General features: G+C 46.5%; 15 protein-coding genes and 1 pseudogene. 2 read left to right on the forward strand and 14 right to left on the reverse strand.

All coding sequences use genetic code 11. The features are described from left to right. Positions 1–20: 20 nt before the first annotated feature. The 14 genes and pseudogenes from AOC29_RS08185 to gyrA all read right to left on the reverse strand — a co-directional run bounded on the left by AOC29_RS08185 (position 21) and on the right by gyrA (position 16,431). On the reverse strand, positions 21–446 hold the full coding sequence (locus AOC29_RS08185; RefSeq protein ID WP_215295456.1) for a helix-hairpin-helix domain-containing protein: 426 nt from the start codon (positions 444–446) through the stop codon (positions 21–23). Between the two features lie 87 nt (positions 447–533). Beyond that, complete coding sequence (rfaD, locus tag AOC29_RS08190; protein ID WP_215295458.1) at positions 534–1,553, reverse strand: ADP-glyceromanno-heptose 6-epimerase; 1,020 nt, start codon at positions 1,551–1,553, stop codon at positions 534–536. After that, the gene (gene rfaE1 / locus AOC29_RS08195; protein ID WP_305848920.1) at positions 1,550–2,479 is read right to left on the reverse strand and encodes a D-glycero-beta-D-manno-heptose-7-phosphate kinase; all 930 of its coding nucleotides are present in this window, start codon (positions 2,477–2,479) and stop codon (positions 1,550–1,552) included. Before rfaE1 ends, rfaD begins: the two co-directional genes overlap by 4 nt. A gap of 28 nt (positions 2,480–2,507) precedes the next feature. Further along, on the reverse strand, positions 2,508–3,872 hold the full coding sequence (locus AOC29_RS08200) for a UDP-glucose/GDP-mannose dehydrogenase family protein (RefSeq protein WP_215295460.1): 1,365 nt from the start codon (positions 3,870–3,872) through the stop codon (positions 2,508–2,510). 74 nt (positions 3,873–3,946) lie between these two features. Beyond that, positions 3,947–5,158: a lipopolysaccharide assembly protein LapB gene (gene lapB / locus AOC29_RS08205; protein WP_215295461.1), complete on the reverse strand. Its 1,212-nt coding sequence runs from the start codon at positions 5,156–5,158 to the stop codon at positions 3,947–3,949. Between the two features lie 66 nt (positions 5,159–5,224). Beyond that, positions 5,225–5,563: pseudogene (locus tag AOC29_RS08210) on the reverse strand (integration host factor subunit beta); the annotation flags it as partial. Between the two features lie 52 nt (positions 5,564–5,615). Next, positions 5,616–7,289, reverse strand: coding sequence for a 30S ribosomal protein S1 (gene rpsA, locus AOC29_RS08215; protein ID WP_215295463.1), 1,674 nt, complete (start codon positions 7,287–7,289; stop codon positions 5,616–5,618). Positions 7,290–7,435: 146 nt separating this feature from the next. Continuing rightward, positions 7,436–8,098, reverse strand: coding sequence for a (d)CMP kinase (cmk, locus tag AOC29_RS08220; protein WP_215295465.1), 663 nt, complete (start codon positions 8,096–8,098; stop codon positions 7,436–7,438). Positions 8,099–8,113: 15 nt separating this feature from the next. Next, positions 8,114–9,433, reverse strand: a complete 1,320-nt coding sequence (aroA, locus tag AOC29_RS08225) for a 3-phosphoshikimate 1-carboxyvinyltransferase (protein WP_215297457.1) — start codon at positions 9,431–9,433, stop codon at positions 8,114–8,116. Between the two features lie 8 nt (positions 9,434–9,441). Further along, a complete protein-coding gene (locus AOC29_RS08230) occupies positions 9,442–10,323 on the reverse strand; it encodes a prephenate dehydrogenase/arogenate dehydrogenase family protein (protein ID WP_215295467.1) in 882 nt (293 codons plus the stop codon). Between the two features lie 28 nt (positions 10,324–10,351). Further along, positions 10,352–11,470, reverse strand: a complete 1,119-nt coding sequence (gene hisC, locus AOC29_RS08235) for a histidinol-phosphate transaminase (protein ID WP_215295469.1) — start codon at positions 11,468–11,470, stop codon at positions 10,352–10,354. A 49-nt stretch (positions 11,471–11,519) separates the two neighbouring features. Further along, positions 11,520–12,599 carry a prephenate dehydratase gene (pheA, locus tag AOC29_RS08240; RefSeq protein WP_215295471.1) on the reverse strand — a complete coding sequence of 360 codons (1,080 nt, stop codon included), beginning with the start codon at positions 12,597–12,599 and terminating at the stop codon, positions 11,520–11,522. Continuing rightward, the gene (serC, locus tag AOC29_RS08245; RefSeq protein ID WP_215295473.1) at positions 12,599–13,696 is read right to left on the reverse strand and encodes a 3-phosphoserine/phosphohydroxythreonine transaminase; all 1,098 of its coding nucleotides are present in this window, start codon (positions 13,694–13,696) and stop codon (positions 12,599–12,601) included. Before serC ends, pheA begins: the two co-directional genes overlap by 1 nt. Before the next feature lie 26 nt (positions 13,697–13,722). Further along, the gene (gene gyrA, locus AOC29_RS08250; protein ID WP_215295475.1) at positions 13,723–16,431 is read right to left on the reverse strand and encodes a DNA gyrase subunit A; all 2,709 of its coding nucleotides are present in this window, start codon (positions 16,429–16,431) and stop codon (positions 13,723–13,725) included. A 160-nt stretch (positions 16,432–16,591) separates the two neighbouring features. Between gyrA and ompA the strand changes: the two genes are divergently transcribed. Continuing rightward, entirely contained in the window at positions 16,592–17,167 is a 576-nt protein-coding gene (gene ompA / locus AOC29_RS08255; RefSeq protein ID WP_215295477.1) for an outer membrane protein OmpA, read from the forward strand. 97 nt (positions 17,168–17,264) lie between these two features. Further along, the gene (gene ubiG / locus AOC29_RS08260) at positions 17,265–17,954 is read left to right on the forward strand and encodes a bifunctional 2-polyprenyl-6-hydroxyphenol methylase/3-demethylubiquinol 3-O-methyltransferase UbiG (RefSeq protein ID WP_215295479.1); all 690 of its coding nucleotides are present in this window, start codon (positions 17,265–17,267) and stop codon (positions 17,952–17,954) included. The last annotated feature ends 3 nt before the right edge of the window (positions 17,955–17,957 follow it).

A 17,957-nucleotide genomic window follows, 5' to 3' on the forward strand; every position in this document is an offset into this window, starting at 1 on the left:
AAGCCTACACTCTGAAGGGCTTAATTTCGGCGATGTGGCGTCGTACGCTCCGGCTGATTGCGGCTACCAGCTTGATGACGCGAATTGCGTCGGCCAGAGGCTCCGCCATCCTTCTTGGTGCGACCATTAGGCTCCCGAAAGGAGCCAGGGGCTTCAATAGTTAAACCGTTATCCACCATTTTTTCAACGGATTTCATGCCAATGCCACGGACTCGCTTCTGTAAATCATTAGCATCTTGAAAATGACCGCCATCGGTACGCTCGCTAATAATCGTTCTTGCTTTAGATGGACCAATTCCCTTAATACTTTCTAATTCAGATTGGGTTGCTGTATTGACATTAATGGGTGAAGCGTTAGCAAACCCTAGAGAAGTAATTGCCAAAACTGCAGAAACCAAGGCAGATCTCATCAAACCAGCACTTCTCATATGAAAACTATTCGTCATATATTCTCCGTAGTAAACAAAAAATCCACGGACACAAAGTGCACGTGGATCGCTTATAACGAAGAAAAAAGTATTGGGTTGACTAGCCTACAGTGGGTTGGCTAAGAAACCAGAATTGGCTTCCAACCACTCGATATAACGACTGACGCCTTGCTCAACATTTAGGAAGGGTTCTTTGTAGCCAGCAGCGCGCAGTTTTGTTAAATCGGCTTGAGTAAAACACTGATACTTACCTTTGAGCGCATCCGGAAACGGAATGTACTCAATTGCTTTTTCCTTGACCAACTCTTGTAGGCTGGCAGGTTTTGCCTTATCCAGCTTGCGCATTGAATTTGCAACTGCATGAGCCACATCATTAAATGGCTGAGCACGACCACTACCCAAATTGAAGATGCCACTGATTTCTGGATGATCTAAGAAAAATAAATTCACTTTGACAACGTCCTCAACAGAAACAAAGTCACGACTTTGTTCGCCTGGACCATAACCACCGTATTCGCCAAAGAGTTTGACGTGGCCGTTAGCTTTGTATTGGTGGTATTGATGAAAAGCTACTGAAGCCATGCGGCCTTTATGTGATTCACGGGGACCGTAGACGTTGAAGTAACGGAAACCGACTACTTGGGTGGTATTAGCATTTTCAGCAAAGCGCTTACGCATCACTTGATCGAACAAGAATTTAGAGTAGCCATAGATATTGAGTGGCTTCTCATGTTCACGACTCTCAACAAAAATATCAGATCCACCGTAAGTGGCTGCTGAAGAGGCGTAGAGTAGTTGTACTTTTTGCGCTGTACAGATATCCAACAACCCCATGGTGTAGCGATAGTTATTCGCCATCATAAAAATGCCATCAGTCTCCATGGTGTCAGAGCAGGCACCTTCATGAAAGACTGCTTTTACTTTTCCGAGCCGACCACTTCTAAAAGCTTCTAGAAATTCATCTTTATCAAGGTAATCAATAATGTCTAGATCGGCAAGGTTGCGGTACTTATCAGCAGGACGCAAATCATCTACAGCGATGATGTTTTTCTCGCCACGGGCATTAAGCGCTTGAACAATATTGGCCCCAATAAAACCAGCAGCGCCAGTTACGATAATAGTCACTGTAATTCCTCTGAATTAACGGTAGCAGTACCGAGCTTACCAACCACAATACCACCAGCACGATTGGCTAAGGCCATCGCCTTTTCTAAAGGCCACTTCGCAGCCAAAGCAACCGCTAGAGTTGCAATCACAGTATCTCCAGCACCCGATACATCAAATACTTCACGTGCTTGAGCCTTAACATGACTAACACCTGCTTCGGTATATAAACTCATTCCCTCTTCAGAACGCGTCAAGAGAAGTGCCTGTAAATTAAGTGATCTTCTGAGATCTTGCGCTCTGCGGGTGAGGTCTTCCTCACTCGTCCACTGACCAACCACTTGGCGCAACTCGCTGCGATTCGGAGTTAAGACCGTGGCACCACGATATTTTTCATAATCTTCGCCCTTAGGATCAACCAAGATCACTTTATTTTGCGCTCTAGCTTGCTCAATCATATGCGCCACTTGACCTAAGGCACCTTTACCATAATCAGAGAGAATGACAACGTCAGCAGAGCCAACCAACTTCTCAAAACGCTCTAATTTATGCGCTAAAGCTTTTTCACTCGGCGTTTCTTCAAAATCTAAACGAATTAACTGCTGCTGTCGCGCAATGACACGCAACTTCACAATCGTTGGCGCTTTAGGGTCAATCTCTAATTGACTATCAACGCCACCAGACTTGAGCAAATCAATGACTCGCTGACCTGGCTCGTCTTGACCAACAATACCGAGAATAGTGGTTTGTGCACCTAAAGCAGCGACGTTACGAGCGACGTTTGCAGCACCACCCAAACGTTCATCAATCTTACCCACCTGCACCACTGGGACAGGTGCCTCAGGAGAAATGCGATTCGTATCGCCAAACCAATAACGATCTAGCATCACATCACCGACTACTAGCAGGCGTGCTTTAGAAAACTGTTCGCGATTAGCTTTTTCCATTTGGAGACTTGATATTTTTTGATTTAGCTCAATTATGTCGCCCAATGCCATGGTATTCAATACCTAACTCATCCATGGCTTGTGGTTCATAGAGATTACGTCCATCAAATATGATTGGGTGAACTAATTTTTGCAGAACGGCATCAAAATCTGGGCTGCGGAATGCCTTCCACTCGGTAACAATCACGAGTGCATCACAACCATCTAAAGCAGCCATTGGATCGGCAACCATTGATACTTTCTTTAGACCCTCTGGATTTCCTTTGAAATCCACCTCTAAGCAATGCTTTGCTTCTGGCATCGCTACTGGGTCATGGGCAACCACAGTTGCACCACGCCTCACTAACTCTTGAATAATTACTCGGCTTGGTGCTTCACGCATGTCATCAGTATTGGGCTTAAATGCAAGGCCCCATAAAGCAAATTTCATCTTAGAAAGATCTTTACCGAAGCGCTTTTCAATCTTCTCAACCAAAACATACTTTTGAATCTCATTGACTGCCTCAACCGCATCCAAAATCTTGAGATCACGTCCGTGCTCTTTGGCAGTCTTAGATAAAGCTGAGACATCTTTTGGGAAACAAGAGCCACCATAACCAGTACCTGGATATAAGAAACCAAAGCCAATGCGTGAGTCAGAACCAATACCTTGACGAACTGCTTCAATATCCGCACCAACCAAATCAGCCAAGTTAGCCAATTCATTCATAAAAGAAATGCGAGTTGCTAGCATGGCATTAGCAGCATACTTTGTTAATTCTGCACTTTTGACGTCCATGTAATAGGTACGCTCATGATGGCGGTTAAAGGGCGCATAGAGTTTGCGCATTTGCTCTTTGGCACGCAAACCTGCTGGGGTATTTTCAGTGCCAATCACAATACGATCAGGGCGCATAAAGTCTTCTACGGCGGCACCTTCTTTTAAGAACTCTGGATTCGAAACAACCGAGCAGAGTTCAGCAGACAAACCTCTTTTCTCTAACTCTTCTGTAATCGCTGCCGATACTTTATCCGCCGTACCGACCGGTACCGTAGATTTATCAACAATCACCTTAGCACTGCTCATATGAAGACCAATATTGCGCGCGGCCGCAACAACATACTGTAGGTCAGCAGAGCCATCCTCATCCGGCGGAGTGCCTACTGCAATAAATTGAACATCTCCATGAGCTACAGAAGCAGCGACATCCGTAGAAAACTGCAGGCGGCCAGCAGCGCGATTGCGCTCAATCATTTCCTTTAAGCCCGGCTCGTAAATGGGTACACCACCAGAATTGAGGATCTCAATCTTCTTCGGATCCAAGTCTAGGCAAAAAATATTATTACCTTGCTCTGCAAGACAAGCGCCAGTAACCAAACCTACGTAACCACTGCCTATGATCGTAACTTTCAAAATAGCTCCAACTTTTCTTATGTTTATTGAACAATCATCATTGAACTATAACTTGATGACGATTCCATTAATCTTTACATGGAAGGACCGCTAGGTGCGACACCTTCAGAACGTCTTGGGGAATAAGCCTCCCAATGATTACAGCCAGGACACTGCCAATAAAATCTCCGGGCACGGAAACCACAATTGCCGCAGGTATAGCGCGCCAAACTCGTTGTGCGTTGACGCAAGAGATTGAGGATGGATTGCAACTCAGCAAGTCTTTCTGGTTTGGCACTGCCCTCCTCCAAGGCTAAACGGGTCTCAGCCAACTTAGATAAAGCACTCAAACTAGGTGAATACTGCATCACTTCAGACAACATCACATCAGCAGCTTGGGGGCCCCGTATTTTCATGACCTGCTTGTGAACAATATCCAAGAGCTCACCAGAAGCTTGCGTCTTCAGCAATTCACAGAGGCGCTCAAGCCCCTCGTTTTCTTTACCTAGAGCAGCATGTGCCACCATCCAACGATCTGCCAATAAATGCATGTAGGCAGGATGAGATGCAGCAACCAAACTCCACGCTTCAATAGCTTGCGCTGGACGCTCTAAGGCCATTAAGTAATCGCCCTGCAAAATCAAAGCACGGGCGTGATTAGGCACAGCTTGTAGAGCGCGCTCAATCGATTGTTCAGTATCAGTGAGGTCTTTACGACGCAAGGCGTCTTGCCCCAGTTCGCAATGGAACTGAGCAATCTCAGTTTGATGCGATTTACCTTGCAAGCCCTCAAGCTCAGTAGCGGCGATGATGGCTTTTTTCCAATCACGCTCTACTTGATACATCTCTAAAAGGCTTTCCTTGGCAGGAACCGCAAACTTACCATCACCAACACGATTGAGTGATGCCTCAGCGCGATCCAGTAAGCCTGCACGCAAGAAGTCGCGACCCAACTCATAGGCAGCCTGATCACGATCGCGGGGCTTTAAATCATCCCGATTGGCTAAATGTTGATGAACTTTAATGGCTCGCTCGGTTTCGCCGCGCCGACGAAATAAATTGCCCAGTGAAAAATGCAATTCCACCGTTTCAGGATCTAATTGCGCAATCTTCACCAATGTTTCAATCGCTTGATCGGGCTGCTCATTCAGTAGGAGACTTAAACCCTTAAAGGTAGAACGCTGCTGCAGCATCCGCTCACGCTCATCCATGCGATTCTCAAGGCGCAAATCCCAACGCGATGCTAACCAGCCAATGCCAAACATCACAGGCAGAAGCAATAACCAAGATGTCGCTATCTGAATCATGGCGTACAGAATCTAAATAAAAAAATGGTCCGTATGGACCACTGAGGATGAGCCAGAATACTAGGCACCAGAACCCTCTTTGGGGCCCGCCTGTTTTAATGGCTTGTAATCTACTCGCTCACGCAACTCTTTGCCAGGCTTGAAGTGCGGAACGCGTTTTTCTGGAATCAATACCTTCTCGCCAGACTTTGGGTTACGACCAGTACGTGCTGGGCGATGATGAAGTACAAAACTTCCCACACCGCGTAACTCAATACGCTTACCCTCAGCCAATGCTTGAGTCATTGTGTCCAACAATGTTTTTACTGCCAACTCCACATCCCTTGGCAGAAGCTGCGGAAACTGTTCCGCGAGGCTCTCCACGAGTTCGGAGCGGGTAATTGCTTGTTGCTCTTGATCTGTCATGATCTATCAATAAAAAACCGCCACTCTCCTCATGGAAAGCGGCGATATTGATTTAGCCTTGATTGTCCATTTTTGCTTTCAACAAAGCGCCCAAATTGGTTGTGCCAGACTGCGCATCACCTTGGAGCTTGTTCATTGCATCTTGTTGATCAGAGCTGTCTTTTGCCTTGATTGAAAGATTGATGGCACGTGACTTACGATCAATATTAATGATCATTGCAGTAACGCTATCACCTTCTTTCAACACATTGCGTGCATCCTCAACACGATCTGTTGAGATCTCAGAAGCGCGCAAATAAGCTTCCACTTCATCAGCTAAGTGAATGGTTGCACCTTTAGCATCCACGGCCTTGACAGTGCCAGTGACTAAAGCGCCTTTGTCATTCACAGAGGTGTAGTTGTTAAATGGGTCACCAGACAATTGCTTGATCCCAAGAGAGATACGCTCTTTCTCAACATCAATTGCCAATACAGTGGCTTCAACTTCATCACCTTTTTTGTATTTCTTAACAGCTTCTTCGCCTGGCTCATTCCATGAGAGGTCTGAGAGGTGAACTAAACCGTCGATACCGCCAGGCAAGCCAATGAACACGCCAAAGTCGGTAATAGACTTGATTGCGCCAGAAAGCTTGTCGCCTTTTTGTTGTGAACGTGCAAACTCTTCCCATGGATTTGCTTTGCACTGCTTGATGCCCAAGCTAATACGACGCTTGTCTTCATCGATATCGAGAACCATGACTTCAACTTCGGTACCCAATGCAGTTGCTTTGCTTGGAGCAACGTTCTTGTTAGTCCAATCCATTTCAGAAACGTGTACCAAACCTTCGATACCAGATTCGATTTCTACGAATGCGCCGTAATCAGTCAAGTTAGTAACTTTGCCAAATAAACGGGTATTTGGTGGGTAACGACGCGCGATACCAACCCATGGATCATCACCAAGCTGCTTCACGCCAAGTGAAACACGGTTCTTCTCTTGATCGAACTTCAAGATCTTCGCGGTAACTTCTTGACCAACGGTCAACATTTCGCTTGGATGACGCACGCGACGCCATGCCAAATCGGTAATGTGCAAGAGGCCATCGATACCGCCGAGGTCAACGAATGCGCCGTAATCCGTAATGTTCTTCACGAGGCCAGTAACTACTGAACCTTCTTTTAAGTTAGACATCAACTTAGCACGCTCTTCACCTTGGCTGGCTTCAACTACCGCACGACGTGACAACACAACGTTGTTACGCTTACGGTCAAGCTTAATAACTTTGAACTCCATGGTCTTGCCCTCGTAAGGGCTAGTGTCTTTGATTGGACGTGTATCAACGAGTGATCCAGGCAAGAATGCGCGGATACCGTTCACCATCACAGTCAAGCCACCCTTAACCTTACCAGTAACAGTACCGGTAACGATCTCAGCTTGCTCAAGCGCTTTTTCCAAGTTCAACCATGATGCAAGACGCTTAGCCTTGTCACGAGAGAGGATAGTGTCGCCATAGCCGTTTTCGAGTGCGTCAATAGCAACAGAAACGAAATCGCCAGGAGCTACTTCAATCTCGCCAGCGTCGTTATGGAATTCTTCAACAGGAATAAACGCTTCAGACTTTAAGCCAGCGTTAACAACGACGAAGTTATGGTCGATGCGAAGAACTTCAGCCGAAATAACTTGGCCGGTCTTCATATTCGAGCGGGTTAATGATTCTTCAAATAATTCTGCAAATGATTCAGACATGTGTATTCACTTTGTGCCGTCAGAAGGCCCGACGGGTTAGGTTAAAAAAGCCTTAAAGAAACACGCTAATGAAATAATCGCGTTGTGGAGTTTCTCAAGACGCCAAAACTACTACTTACTTCTCACTACTTTTACTGCTTACAAAGCTAAGCAATCGCAGATTGATACCAATCTAAAACCGTCTTAACTGCTTGATCTATCGATAAATCTGACGTTTCAAGCACTTTTGCACCATCTGCAACTAGCAAGGGTGCGGTACCTCGACTACTATCCCGGGCATCGCGCTCCTGCAAATCCTGCAGTAAGTCAGAAAGTTTAGCAGAAATTCCCTTAGCTATCAATTGCTTATAGCGACGTTCCGCTCTGGCAGCGGCGGTAGCAGTCAAAAAAACCTTCAAAACTGCATCCGGGAATATGACGCTGGCCATATCCCTACCATCCGCCACTAGACCGGGAACCTGGCGAAAACTGCGCTGCAGACCCACCAAAGCTGATCTCACCTCAGGATGAATAGCCACGGCGGAAGCCCTCAAACCGATACTTTCGGTACGAATGGCGTCCGTCACACCCTCACCATTCAAGAAAATTTGTCCATTTTTGAATAAAATCAATAACTTAGGGACTAAAAGGCCTAATTCAGGGCCATTTTTAACGTCTATCCCCTGTTGTTCACTCGCCAAGGCAACTAGGCGATACAAGGCCCCGCTATCCAAATAATGAAAGCCTAACGTTTCTGCCACCAAAGCAGCAACCGTGCCCTTACCTGAGGCAGTAGGCCCATCGATCGCGATGACTGGGTAATTGCTCATGAAATCAATCTTGAATTAACTGACTACTTTCGCAAATTCAGCGAAGTAAGTAGGAAAAGTTTTGGCTACACAATTAGGGTCATTAATCTTGAGCGCGTTTGGACCAAACGCCGCAAGCGAGAAACACATCGCCATCCGATGGTCATCGTAGGTATCAACACCTTCGGTGGGTGACTTCCAATCATTTGATGATGCTGGCGCCTGAACAACAATGTAGTCAGCGCCTTCTTCAACAATCGCACCAAGCTTTTTTAATTCTTTTGCCATCGCGGCGATGCGATCGGTTTCTTTGACACGCCAACTGGCAATGCTATTTAAACGAGTGGGGCCTGCTGCAAATAATGCAGCTACCGCCAAAGTCATTGCAGCATCTGGAATCTCAGTGCAATCCATCGTGATGCCATTGAGCTTGCCGTTTGCATTTTTAACGCCAGCGACCTCAATCCAATCTTCACCAGCAGTAATATTGGCACCCATCAAAGCCAGCGCATCCGCAAAAGCAACATCCCCTTGAATACTCTCTTTACCCACGCCCAGTACTCGCACAGGTCCGCCACCAATGGCACCAAGGGCCAGGAAGTAAGAAGCCGAGGAAGCATCCCCTTCAACAGATAATTGACCTGGACTTTGATACACCGCATCAGACGTTTTTGCGGGAATGACAAATGATTGTGGATTTGGACAAGCAACAATCACGCCGAAGCGCGCCATGAGTTTTAAGGTGATATCAATATATGGACGGGAGATCAGTTCGCCAACGACTTCAATTCGGACAGGCTGGCTCGCTACCAAAGGCAAAGCCATCAATAATGCCGTCAAAAACTGACTTGAAACATCACCGCGTACCTTCACAACATCTTTAATCTGAATATCCGCCGCCAAGATTTTGATTGGGGGATAGCCTTCTTGTAATTCGTATTCAATCTTCGCGCCCACTTGACGCAAACCATCTACTAAATCTCGAATGGGTCTTTCATGCATGCGTGCAACGCCAGATAAGCGATAGTTACCACCTTGCATCGCTAGCGCCGCTGTTAAAGGGCGTATTGCTGTACCAGCATTACCCATAAAGAGGTCGGCATCGCGCACTGGAAATTTGCCACCACAGCCTTCCACTACGCAAACCTTATCAGCCTGATCAGTGACAGACAGGCCAAGCTGACGCAGAGCATTACGCATCACTTGCGTGTCATCCGCATCCAACAAATTCTTGAGCGTTGTTGTGCCGGTAGAGAGAGCTGCCAACAATAAGGCGCGATTTGAAATACTCTTAGAGCCTGGCAACACAATCGAACCTTGTGCTTGCTTGAATGGGCCAATACTAATATCAGGCAAACCACTCATCAAATGGAATCCAAATCTTGACGGGCTTTGCTCGCCTTATTAAATAATTTTTCTAGACCAGCACCATCATTTTCGGCAATGAGCTTACGCATATGATTGACGATCAATAAATACTGATCTAACTCTTTCAAAATAGCAGTGCGATTACCCAAGCAAATATCTCGCCACATCTCTGGGCTAGAAGCTGCAATGCGCGTGAAATCTTTGAAGCCTGCGCCAACATGACCCAATTTTTGATCTGCATCCTCAGAATTCACTACGCTAGCCATCAAGGCATAAGACAAGAGGTGTGGCAAGTGAGAAACAGCTGCATAAATGGCATCGTGCTGTACAACACCAATCTTTTTCACCTCGGAACCAACGGACTCCCAAAAGCCGGTGATCAAGGCAGCATCTTCGGGAGAGTTTTCTTGTAGAGGGCAAATGATGGTTTGCCTACCTTTGAATAAATCTGCCTTGGCAGCGCTAGCACCATGCTGAGCACCACCTGCAATGGGATGGGCTGGTACAAACTGACACGCCTTTTTTCCCAATACTTCTTTAGCAGCCAGAATCACATCGCCTTTGGTACTACCAGCATCAGTAATCATCGTGCGGGGCTCAAGATGAGGCTCCATCAATTCAAACGCTGCGCGCATTTGCGCTACTGGAACACAAAGCACAATCACATCAGACTGCTTGGCTGCTTCAACTAAATCCACCACACTGTCGATCGCACCCATCTTCAGCGCTTGATCTACATTTTCTTTACTGCGACCGACACCCAAGACTCTGGTAACCACACCAGCTTTTTTTAGCGCCAATCCTAATGAAGCACCTATCAAGCCAACACCAACAATGGTGACGGTGCCGTAATTACTTGCAGGATTGATGATAGTCATTAGTATTTTTAAATTCTGATTTTTGCTATCACTTCAGGATCGCTTTTAAGGCATTAATAAATGCCGCATTTTCTTCCGGCAATCCGATGGAGATACGCAACCATTGTGGCAAACCATAGTTACCTACTGGGCGAACAATGATGCCTCGCTTGAGTAATTCCAAATTGATGCGAGCGCCAGCTTGATCGTCATCACCCACTTTCACCAAGACAAAGTTGCCAGCAGAAGGCAAATACTGAAGACCCAGTTGATCGAATGCTTTAGTCAGTTGTTCGTAACCGGCGCAATTGAGCTCAAAACCTTCTTGCAGAAATGCTTTGTCTTGAAACGCGGCAATCGCTGCAGCCTGCGCCAAACTATTGACATTAAACGGTTGACGAATGCGGTTAAGCAAGTCGGTTAAATGGGGTTGGGCAACGCCATAACCAATCCGCAGGCCTGCAAGGCCATAAGCCTTGGAGAAGCTACGAGACAAAATCATATTGGGGAAACGCTTCACCCAAGCAATAGCGTCATACCGCTGCTCAGGTGTTAAATACTCGTTATAGGCCTCATCCAATACTACGACTACATGTGATGGCACAGCCATCAAGAAGTCTTCAATGTCTTTTGCACTGAGATAACTACCTGTAGGATTATTTGGATTAGCCACAAATACTAGCTTCGCTTTATCACCAGCTGCTTTCACTGCAGCTAACATCGCTGGCAGATCGTGACCATAAGTAGTAGTTGCTGACACCTCTACCGCCTTGGCGCCAACAGCTTGCGTAGCCAGGGGATAAACCGCAAATGCATGTTTAGAGAAGATCACCTCATCACCAGCTTGCGCAACTGCGCGGGCAGCCAACTCTAAAATGTCGTTACTACCATTACCTAGAGTAATCCAATCGCTTGGCACACCCAAGGAGGCAGCAAGAACATTCTTTAACTCAAAGCCATTGGAATCTGGGTAACGACCTAAATCGCTTGCTGCCTTAAGCATTGCATCTTGCGCAGACTTGGGCATACCCAATGGATTTTCATTGGAAGCCAACTTCACAATCTTGTTTTCATCTAAGCCATATTCACGTGCAACCTCGCTGATGGGACGCCCGCCAACGTAAGGTGCAATGGCATGAATGTGTTTTAGACCAATCTTAGAAGTCATTTGGATTTAATAATGTGTTTACTAAATTTGCGCTGAATCTTTAACTCGATTAAGCAGAATGTGGATAAGAGCCAAGGTTCTTGTAAAAAGCCGCAACACCCTTGAGCTCATCCAAAGCTTTGATTACCTTTGCATCATCGACATGACCAGCGATATCAATATAGAAGTGATATTCCCAAGTGCCCTTGCGTGCCGGGCGAGATTCAAAACGATTCATGGATACACCATGTTTTGCTAAAGGCGCCAATAAGCGATGTACAGCACCCGGTTGATTATCTACAGAGAGTACTAAAGACGTTTGGTCTTTACCAGTTGGCTGACACACATAGTTACCCACCACTACAAAACGGGTACGATTATGCGGATCGTCCTGAATTTGTGCAGCAACTGCCTGCAGACCATAAGCCTCCTGAGCTGGATCGCCAGCAATAGCGGCCACGCTTGGATCAGCGGCGGCCAAGCGAGCAGCTTCTGCATTGCTGCTCACGGCTTGTCGTTTGAGTTGTGGAGCATGCACACTCAACCATTGCTGGCACTGTGCCAATGCTTGTGCATGAGCACAAACGGTTGTGACGCCATCTAAATTACCACTCTTAGTTAGTAAATGATGACGAATGGGCAATACCACCTCGCCACTAATACGCATCGATGAATCCAATAGTAAATCTAGTGTGCGAGAGATCGCACCTTCGCTCGAGTTCTCGACTGGAACAACGCCAAATTGCGCCGCGCCCTTCTCAACCACTTTAAAAACTTCATCCAAACTTGCGCAAGGCAAAGCAGCAATCGAATGACCGAAGTAGGTCTGCGCTGCTTGCTCTGAAAAAGTTCCGACTGGTCCAAGGTAAGCAATCGTTTGGCGCGCCTCTAGCGCTCTGCAGGCAGACATCACTTCACGCCAGATGGCAGCAATACCATCTGCAAGTAAAGGACCCTGATTGATCTCCTGTAAACGAGCAACTACCTGACGCTCACGCTCGGGACGAAAGACTGGGGAGGAGAAGCCACCTTTGACATGACCAACCTCTTGTGCAGCTTTAGCACGCTGAGTCAGTAAATCTAAAATCTGCGCATCGAGCGAATCAATTTTTTCCCGCAAGGGAGCTAAGCGCTGTTCTTCAGTACTCATTAAGCCCGCCTTTCAAAATCGCGCATAAATTCAATCAAGGCTTTTACACCTTCAATGGGCATTGCATTGTAAATACTAGCGCGCATACCACCAGCGGCTTTGTGGCCTCGCAAAGCAACCAAACCAGCAGCATTAGACTGCGCCAAAAACTCTGCGTTCAGGTTCTCATCTTTTAAGAAGAAAGTCACGTTCATCCGTGAACGGTATTCTTTGGTGACGCGGTTTTCATACAGACTGCTTTGATCTAAGAAGTTGTAGAGCAATTCAGCCTTTTCTTGATTACGCTTCTCAATTACCTTCACGCCACCTTGCTTTAACAACCACTTAAAGCCTAAACCAGCCATGTAAATCGAGAATGTCGGCGGAGTATTAATCATAGATTGGGTATTAGCTTGAATAGCCCAATCCCAGATCGTTGGAGTAATACTCATGCTGTGTCCGATTAAGTCTTTACGGATGATCACGATGGTGACCCCGGAAGGACCGATATTCTTTTGGGCTCCAGCAAACCATACAGCACACCGATTGATATCCATCTCTTTAGAGAGAATATTGCTAGAAATATCGGCAACGAGAGGAGTGCTACCAACATCCGGCACATCTGGAAACTCAACACCACCAATGGTTTCATTAGCACAGTAAAGAACATAAGCAGCATCATTCGATAGTTTCCAAGTACTTCTTAAAGGAATCGTATTGAACTTTTCTGCAGCAGATGTTGCAGCCAGATTGGCTATGCCGTACTTCTGGGCTTCTTTATAGGATTTTTCTGACCATATACCAGTAACGATGTAATCCGCCTTTGGACCATTCTTGGCCAGAGGCATGAGGTTCATTGGGATGGCTGCGTTTTGGCCGAGCCCACCACCTTGTAACAACAAGATTTCGTAAGCATCTGGAATATTCATCAAGGTACGCAAATCTCGCAACACCTCTTCATACACTTCCATGAACTCTTTACTGCGATGGCTGATTTCCATCACACTGGTGCCCAGTCCACGCCAATTGAGCATTTCATCAGCCGCTTGCTTTAACACCTCTTCGGGCAAAGTAGCAGGCCCCGCAGCGAAATTGAAAATGCGGCGGTCAAAAGTCATAGTGTTACTAGTCTTGTGATGACGCCTTAAGCGTCACCTGCCGCATCAGAATTGGTATCAGTTGCTGGATCTGCAGATACATCACCCTCTTCTGCATCATCAACATCATCGTCCGAATCGCTTTCAGCAATGCGTTGCAAACCAGATAAACGAGTACCTTCATCTACATTGATCAAAGTCACGCCTTGCGTAGCGCGACCCATCTCCCGAATTTCAGATACCCGAGTACGAACCAAGACGCCACCAGTGGTGATCAACATAATTTGATCTTCCGGTGATACCAATGCTGCTGCAACAACCTTACCGTTACGTTCGGTTGTCTGAATTGCAATCATGCCCTTGGTACCACGACCATGACGAGTGTATTCAGCGATTGGAGTCCGCTTGCCATAACCATTCTCAGTAGCAGTTAAGACACTACTTGGAATCGCCATGTCATTCGTATCAACAACCACCGCTTCAGTACCCTCAGCAGCCTCTGCTGGAGCGACTAGCATAGCAATAACCTGATGGTCTTCACCTAAGTTCATGCCACGCACACCACGTGCAGTACGGCCCATTGGACGCACATCATTCTCATCAAAGCGTACCGCCTTGCCAGCGTCAGAGAACAACATCACATCATGCTGACCATCAGTAATCGCTGCACCAACTAAGAAGTCGTTCTCATTGAGATCGACCGCAATAATGCCGGCCTTACGTGGATTAGAGAAGTCAGACAAACGGGTCTTCTTCACGGTACCCAAACTAGTAGCCATGAAGACGTATTGATCATCTTGATAGCCTTTGATTGGAAGAATCACGGTGATCTTTTCGCCTTCAATTAACGGGAACATGTTGACGATGGGCTTACCACGAGAGGTACGGCTTCCTTGCGGAACTTCCCACACCTTGAGCCAGTACATACGACCACGATCCGAGAAGCACAGAATCGTATCGTGTGTATTCGCTACGAATAAAGTATCAATCCAATCTTCATCTTTAGTAGCTGCAGCTTGCTTGCCACGACCGCCACGTTTTTGTGCGCGGTATTCGCTGAGAGGCTGACTCTTCATGTAACCAGTATGCGAAAGTGTGACCACCATATCTTGTGGAGTAATTAAATCTTCTGTGAAGAGTTCGGTTGCATTCATTTCAATAAATGAACGACGACCACTATCACCGCCGGCTTTGCCAAACTCTGCTTGGACTTCTTTTAATTCAGTCTCAATTACAGAAGTAACGCGCTCTGGTTTGGCCAACAAATCGAGCAAGTCAGAAATCTCTGCCATGACTTCTTTGTATTCATTCACAATCTTGTCTTGCTCAAGACCAGTCAAGCGTTGCAAACGCATCTGCAAAATTTCTTGCGCTTGACTATCTGACAGGCGATACAAGCCAGTCGTTTGCATACCGTACTCAGGCAATAAACCTTCTGGACGATAAGCGTTACGACCGCCGGGTGTATCCGTCTCAGCACGCGCTAACATCTCACGCACCATCGATGAATCCCAAGCCTTACCCATCAACTCTTGCTTCGCAATCACAGGATTTGCAGCAGCTTTAATAATCGCGATGAATTCGTCGATATTTGCTAATGCAACAGCAAGACCTTCTAAGACGTGGCCACGCTCGCGTGCTTTGCGCAACTCGAAAATAGTGCGACGTGTCACCACTTCGCGACGATGTTGTAAGAAGTACTCCAGCATTTGCTTCAAGTTCAACAAGCGTGGTTGGTTATCTACCAATGCCACCATGTTCATACCGAAGTTATCTTGCAGTTGTGTGCTCTTGTACAAATTATTGAGAACGACTTCAGGCACTTCACCGCGCTTGAGTTCAATCACAACACGCATACCGGATTTATCCGACTCGTCACGCAAATCAGAAATACCTTCTACTTTTTTCTCATTCACCAACTCAGCAATACGCTCGAGTAAGTTCTTTTTATTCACCTGATATGGCAACTCATCAACGATGATGGCTTGGCGGGCACCTTTATCTAGGTCTTCGAAGTGAGTCTTTGCTCTCATCACTACACGTCCACGGCCGGTGCGATAACCCTCACGGACGCCTTGAACCCCGTAAATGATGCCGGCGGTCGGAAAATCAGGAGCTGGAATGATCTCAATCAGCTCATCAATTGAGCATTCAGGGTTGTGGAGAACGTGTAAACAGGCTGAAATCACCTCATCCAGGTTGTGAGGGGGGATATTGGTCGCCATGCCTACCGCAATGCCTGAACTGCCGTTAATCAATAAATTAGGCACTTTTGCGGGAAGAATCAGGGGTTCTTTCTCGCTACCATCGTAATTTGGCCCAAAATCGACGGTTTCCTTGTCCAAATCTGCCAAAAGCTCATGGGCTATCTTGCGCAGACGGATCTCCGTATACCGCATTGCAGCAGCGTTATCGCCGTCTACGGAGCCAAAGTTACCCTGGCCGTCAACCAGCATATAGCGCAGAGAGAAATCCTGGGCCATCCGAACAATCGTGTCATACACCGCAGAATCACCGTGCGGATGGTATTTACCGATGACATCGCCAACTATACGGGCAGATTTTTTGTAAGCCCGGTTCCAATCGTTGTTTAATTCATACATTGCGAATAAGACCCGGCGGTGAACCGGTTTGAGGCCATCACGCACGTCTGGCAGGGCTCTGCCGACAATGACGCTCATTGCGTAGTCCAAATAGGACCGCCGCATTTCGTCTTCTAGGGATATTGGTAGTGTTTCTTTAGCGGCTTGTTCCATCTAGAAATAATATCATTTTGATGACAGAGGGGCGCTATGCTAAGATTCTGTCAGTTTGTACGAAATTGAGATGTGTCGCTTTGCGGTTTTTTGCTTCAAAGTAGGGCGAATTACATTTAAGTTTGACTTTAATTAAAAAAGAGATTTTTGAGGACTAAAAATGAACAAAACACTAAGAGTGTTGTTAGCTTCTGTTGTTACCGTGTCTGCTTCTGCAGCTATGGCTTCTGATAACTGGGAAAACGGCTCTGGCTTGAACTGGAAAAACGGCGACGGCGCATTGTGCTGGCGTGACAACAGCTGGACTCCTGCAACTGCTGCTAAAGGTTGCGACGGTGCTTTGACTGCTGCTCCTGCTGCTGCTGCTTCTGGCGTTAGCCAAAGCAAGATTACTTTGCAAGCTGACACACTGTATGACTTCAACAAGTCTGATTTGAAGCCAGAAGGCAAAGCAACTTTGGACAAGATCGCTAGAGATTTGGGCAAGATCAAGTTAGAAGTAATTATTGCTGTTGGTAACACTGATAGCGTTGGTTCAGATGCATACAACATGGCCCTCGGTCAGCGTCGTGCGCAATCCGTTAAAGCATACTTGGTAAGCAAGGGTGTTGACGGTAGCCGTATCTACACAGAATCAAAAGGTAAGAGCAATCCAGTTGCAAGCAATGCAACTGAAGAAGGTCGCGCCAAGAACCGCCGTACTGACATCGAAGTTGTTGGTACAGCTGCTAAGTAATTCTTTTTACTTGTAAAAAAGCCCGCTTCTAGCGGGCTTTTTTATTTCCACTATATTCATAAACTTCACAAACAGTCTCACACTGAATGAACCCAATATGAACGTCGATCAATCCGAAATAGCTAAATTTAGCGCCCTAGCCCATCGTTGGTGGGATCCTAATAGCGAATTCAAACCCTTGCACGCAATCAATCCATTACGCCTCAATTGGATTCAATCCATCGTGAATCTTGAGGGTAAGAAGGTAGTCGATATTGGTTGTGGTGGTGGCATTCTAGCGGAATCAATAGCAAAATCAGGCGCCGATACTACTGGTATCGATTTATCTGAAAAGGCATTAAAGGTTGCAGAGCTACACGCATTAGAAGTGGGCGCTAAGCTCACCTATCGCTCTATCTCAGCAGAAGCCTTGGCTGAAGAACATCCCGAACAATACGATGTTGTTACTTGCATGGAAATGCTCGAACACGTTCCAGACCCAGCTTCCGTAGTACGTGCTTGTGCCAAACTCTGTAAACCTGGTGGCACATTATTTTTCAGTACTCTCAATCGCAATCCGAAGTCCTACTTATTTGCCATTATTGGCGCAGAGTACATCCTCAAACTACTGCCTAAAGGTACTCACGAATACGCTAAATTTATTAAGCCATCTGAGTTGGTCGCTTTTACACGACAGGCAGGCTTGGAGATGCTTGGCATGAAGGGTATGACTTACAACCCGCTCACACAAGTCTATAGCTTGAATGATGATGTAGATGTGAACTATATGATTGCAGTGCGAAAGTGATTC

It is taken from the genome of Polynucleobacter sp. JS-JIR-5-A7 (genome assembly GCF_018687935.1).
Lineage (GTDB): Bacteria > Pseudomonadota > Gammaproteobacteria > Burkholderiales > Burkholderiaceae > Polynucleobacter.

Coding starts and splice junctions, on each gene's coding strand:
- ompA (WP_215295477.1), top strand. CDS start 16,592: ATGAACAAAACACTAAGAGTGTTGTTAGCTTCTGTTGTTACCGTGTCT.
- rpsA (WP_215295463.1), bottom strand. CDS start 7,289: ATGTCTGAATCATTTGCAGAATTATTTGAAGAATCATTAACCCGCTCG.
- ubiG (WP_215295479.1), top strand. CDS start 17,265: ATGAACGTCGATCAATCCGAAATAGCTAAATTTAGCGCCCTAGCCCAT.
- cmk (WP_215295465.1), bottom strand. CDS start 8,098: ATGAGCAATTACCCAGTCATCGCGATCGATGGGCCTACTGCCTCAGGT.
- hisC (WP_215295469.1), bottom strand. CDS start 11,470: ATGACTTCTAAGATTGGTCTAAAACACATTCATGCCATTGCACCTTAC.
- pheA (WP_215295471.1), bottom strand. CDS start 12,599: ATGAGTACTGAAGAACAGCGCTTAGCTCCCTTGCGGGAAAAAATTGAT.
- AOC29_RS08230 (WP_215295467.1), bottom strand. CDS start 10,323: ATGACTATCATCAATCCTGCAAGTAATTACGGCACCGTCACCATTGTT.
- AOC29_RS08185 (WP_215295456.1), bottom strand. CDS start 446: ATGACGAATAGTTTTCATATGAGAAGTGCTGGTTTGATGAGATCTGCC.
- lapB (WP_215295461.1), bottom strand. CDS start 5,158: ATGATTCAGATAGCGACATCTTGGTTATTGCTTCTGCCTGTGATGTTT.
- serC (WP_215295473.1), bottom strand. CDS start 13,696: ATGACTTTTGACCGCCGCATTTTCAATTTCGCTGCGGGGCCTGCTACT.
- rfaE1 (WP_305848920.1), bottom strand. CDS start 2,479: ATGGAAAAAGCTAATCGCGAACAGTTTTCTAAAGCACGCCTGCTAGTA.
- gyrA (WP_215295475.1), bottom strand. CDS start 16,431: ATGGAACAAGCCGCTAAAGAAACACTACCAATATCCCTAGAAGACGAA.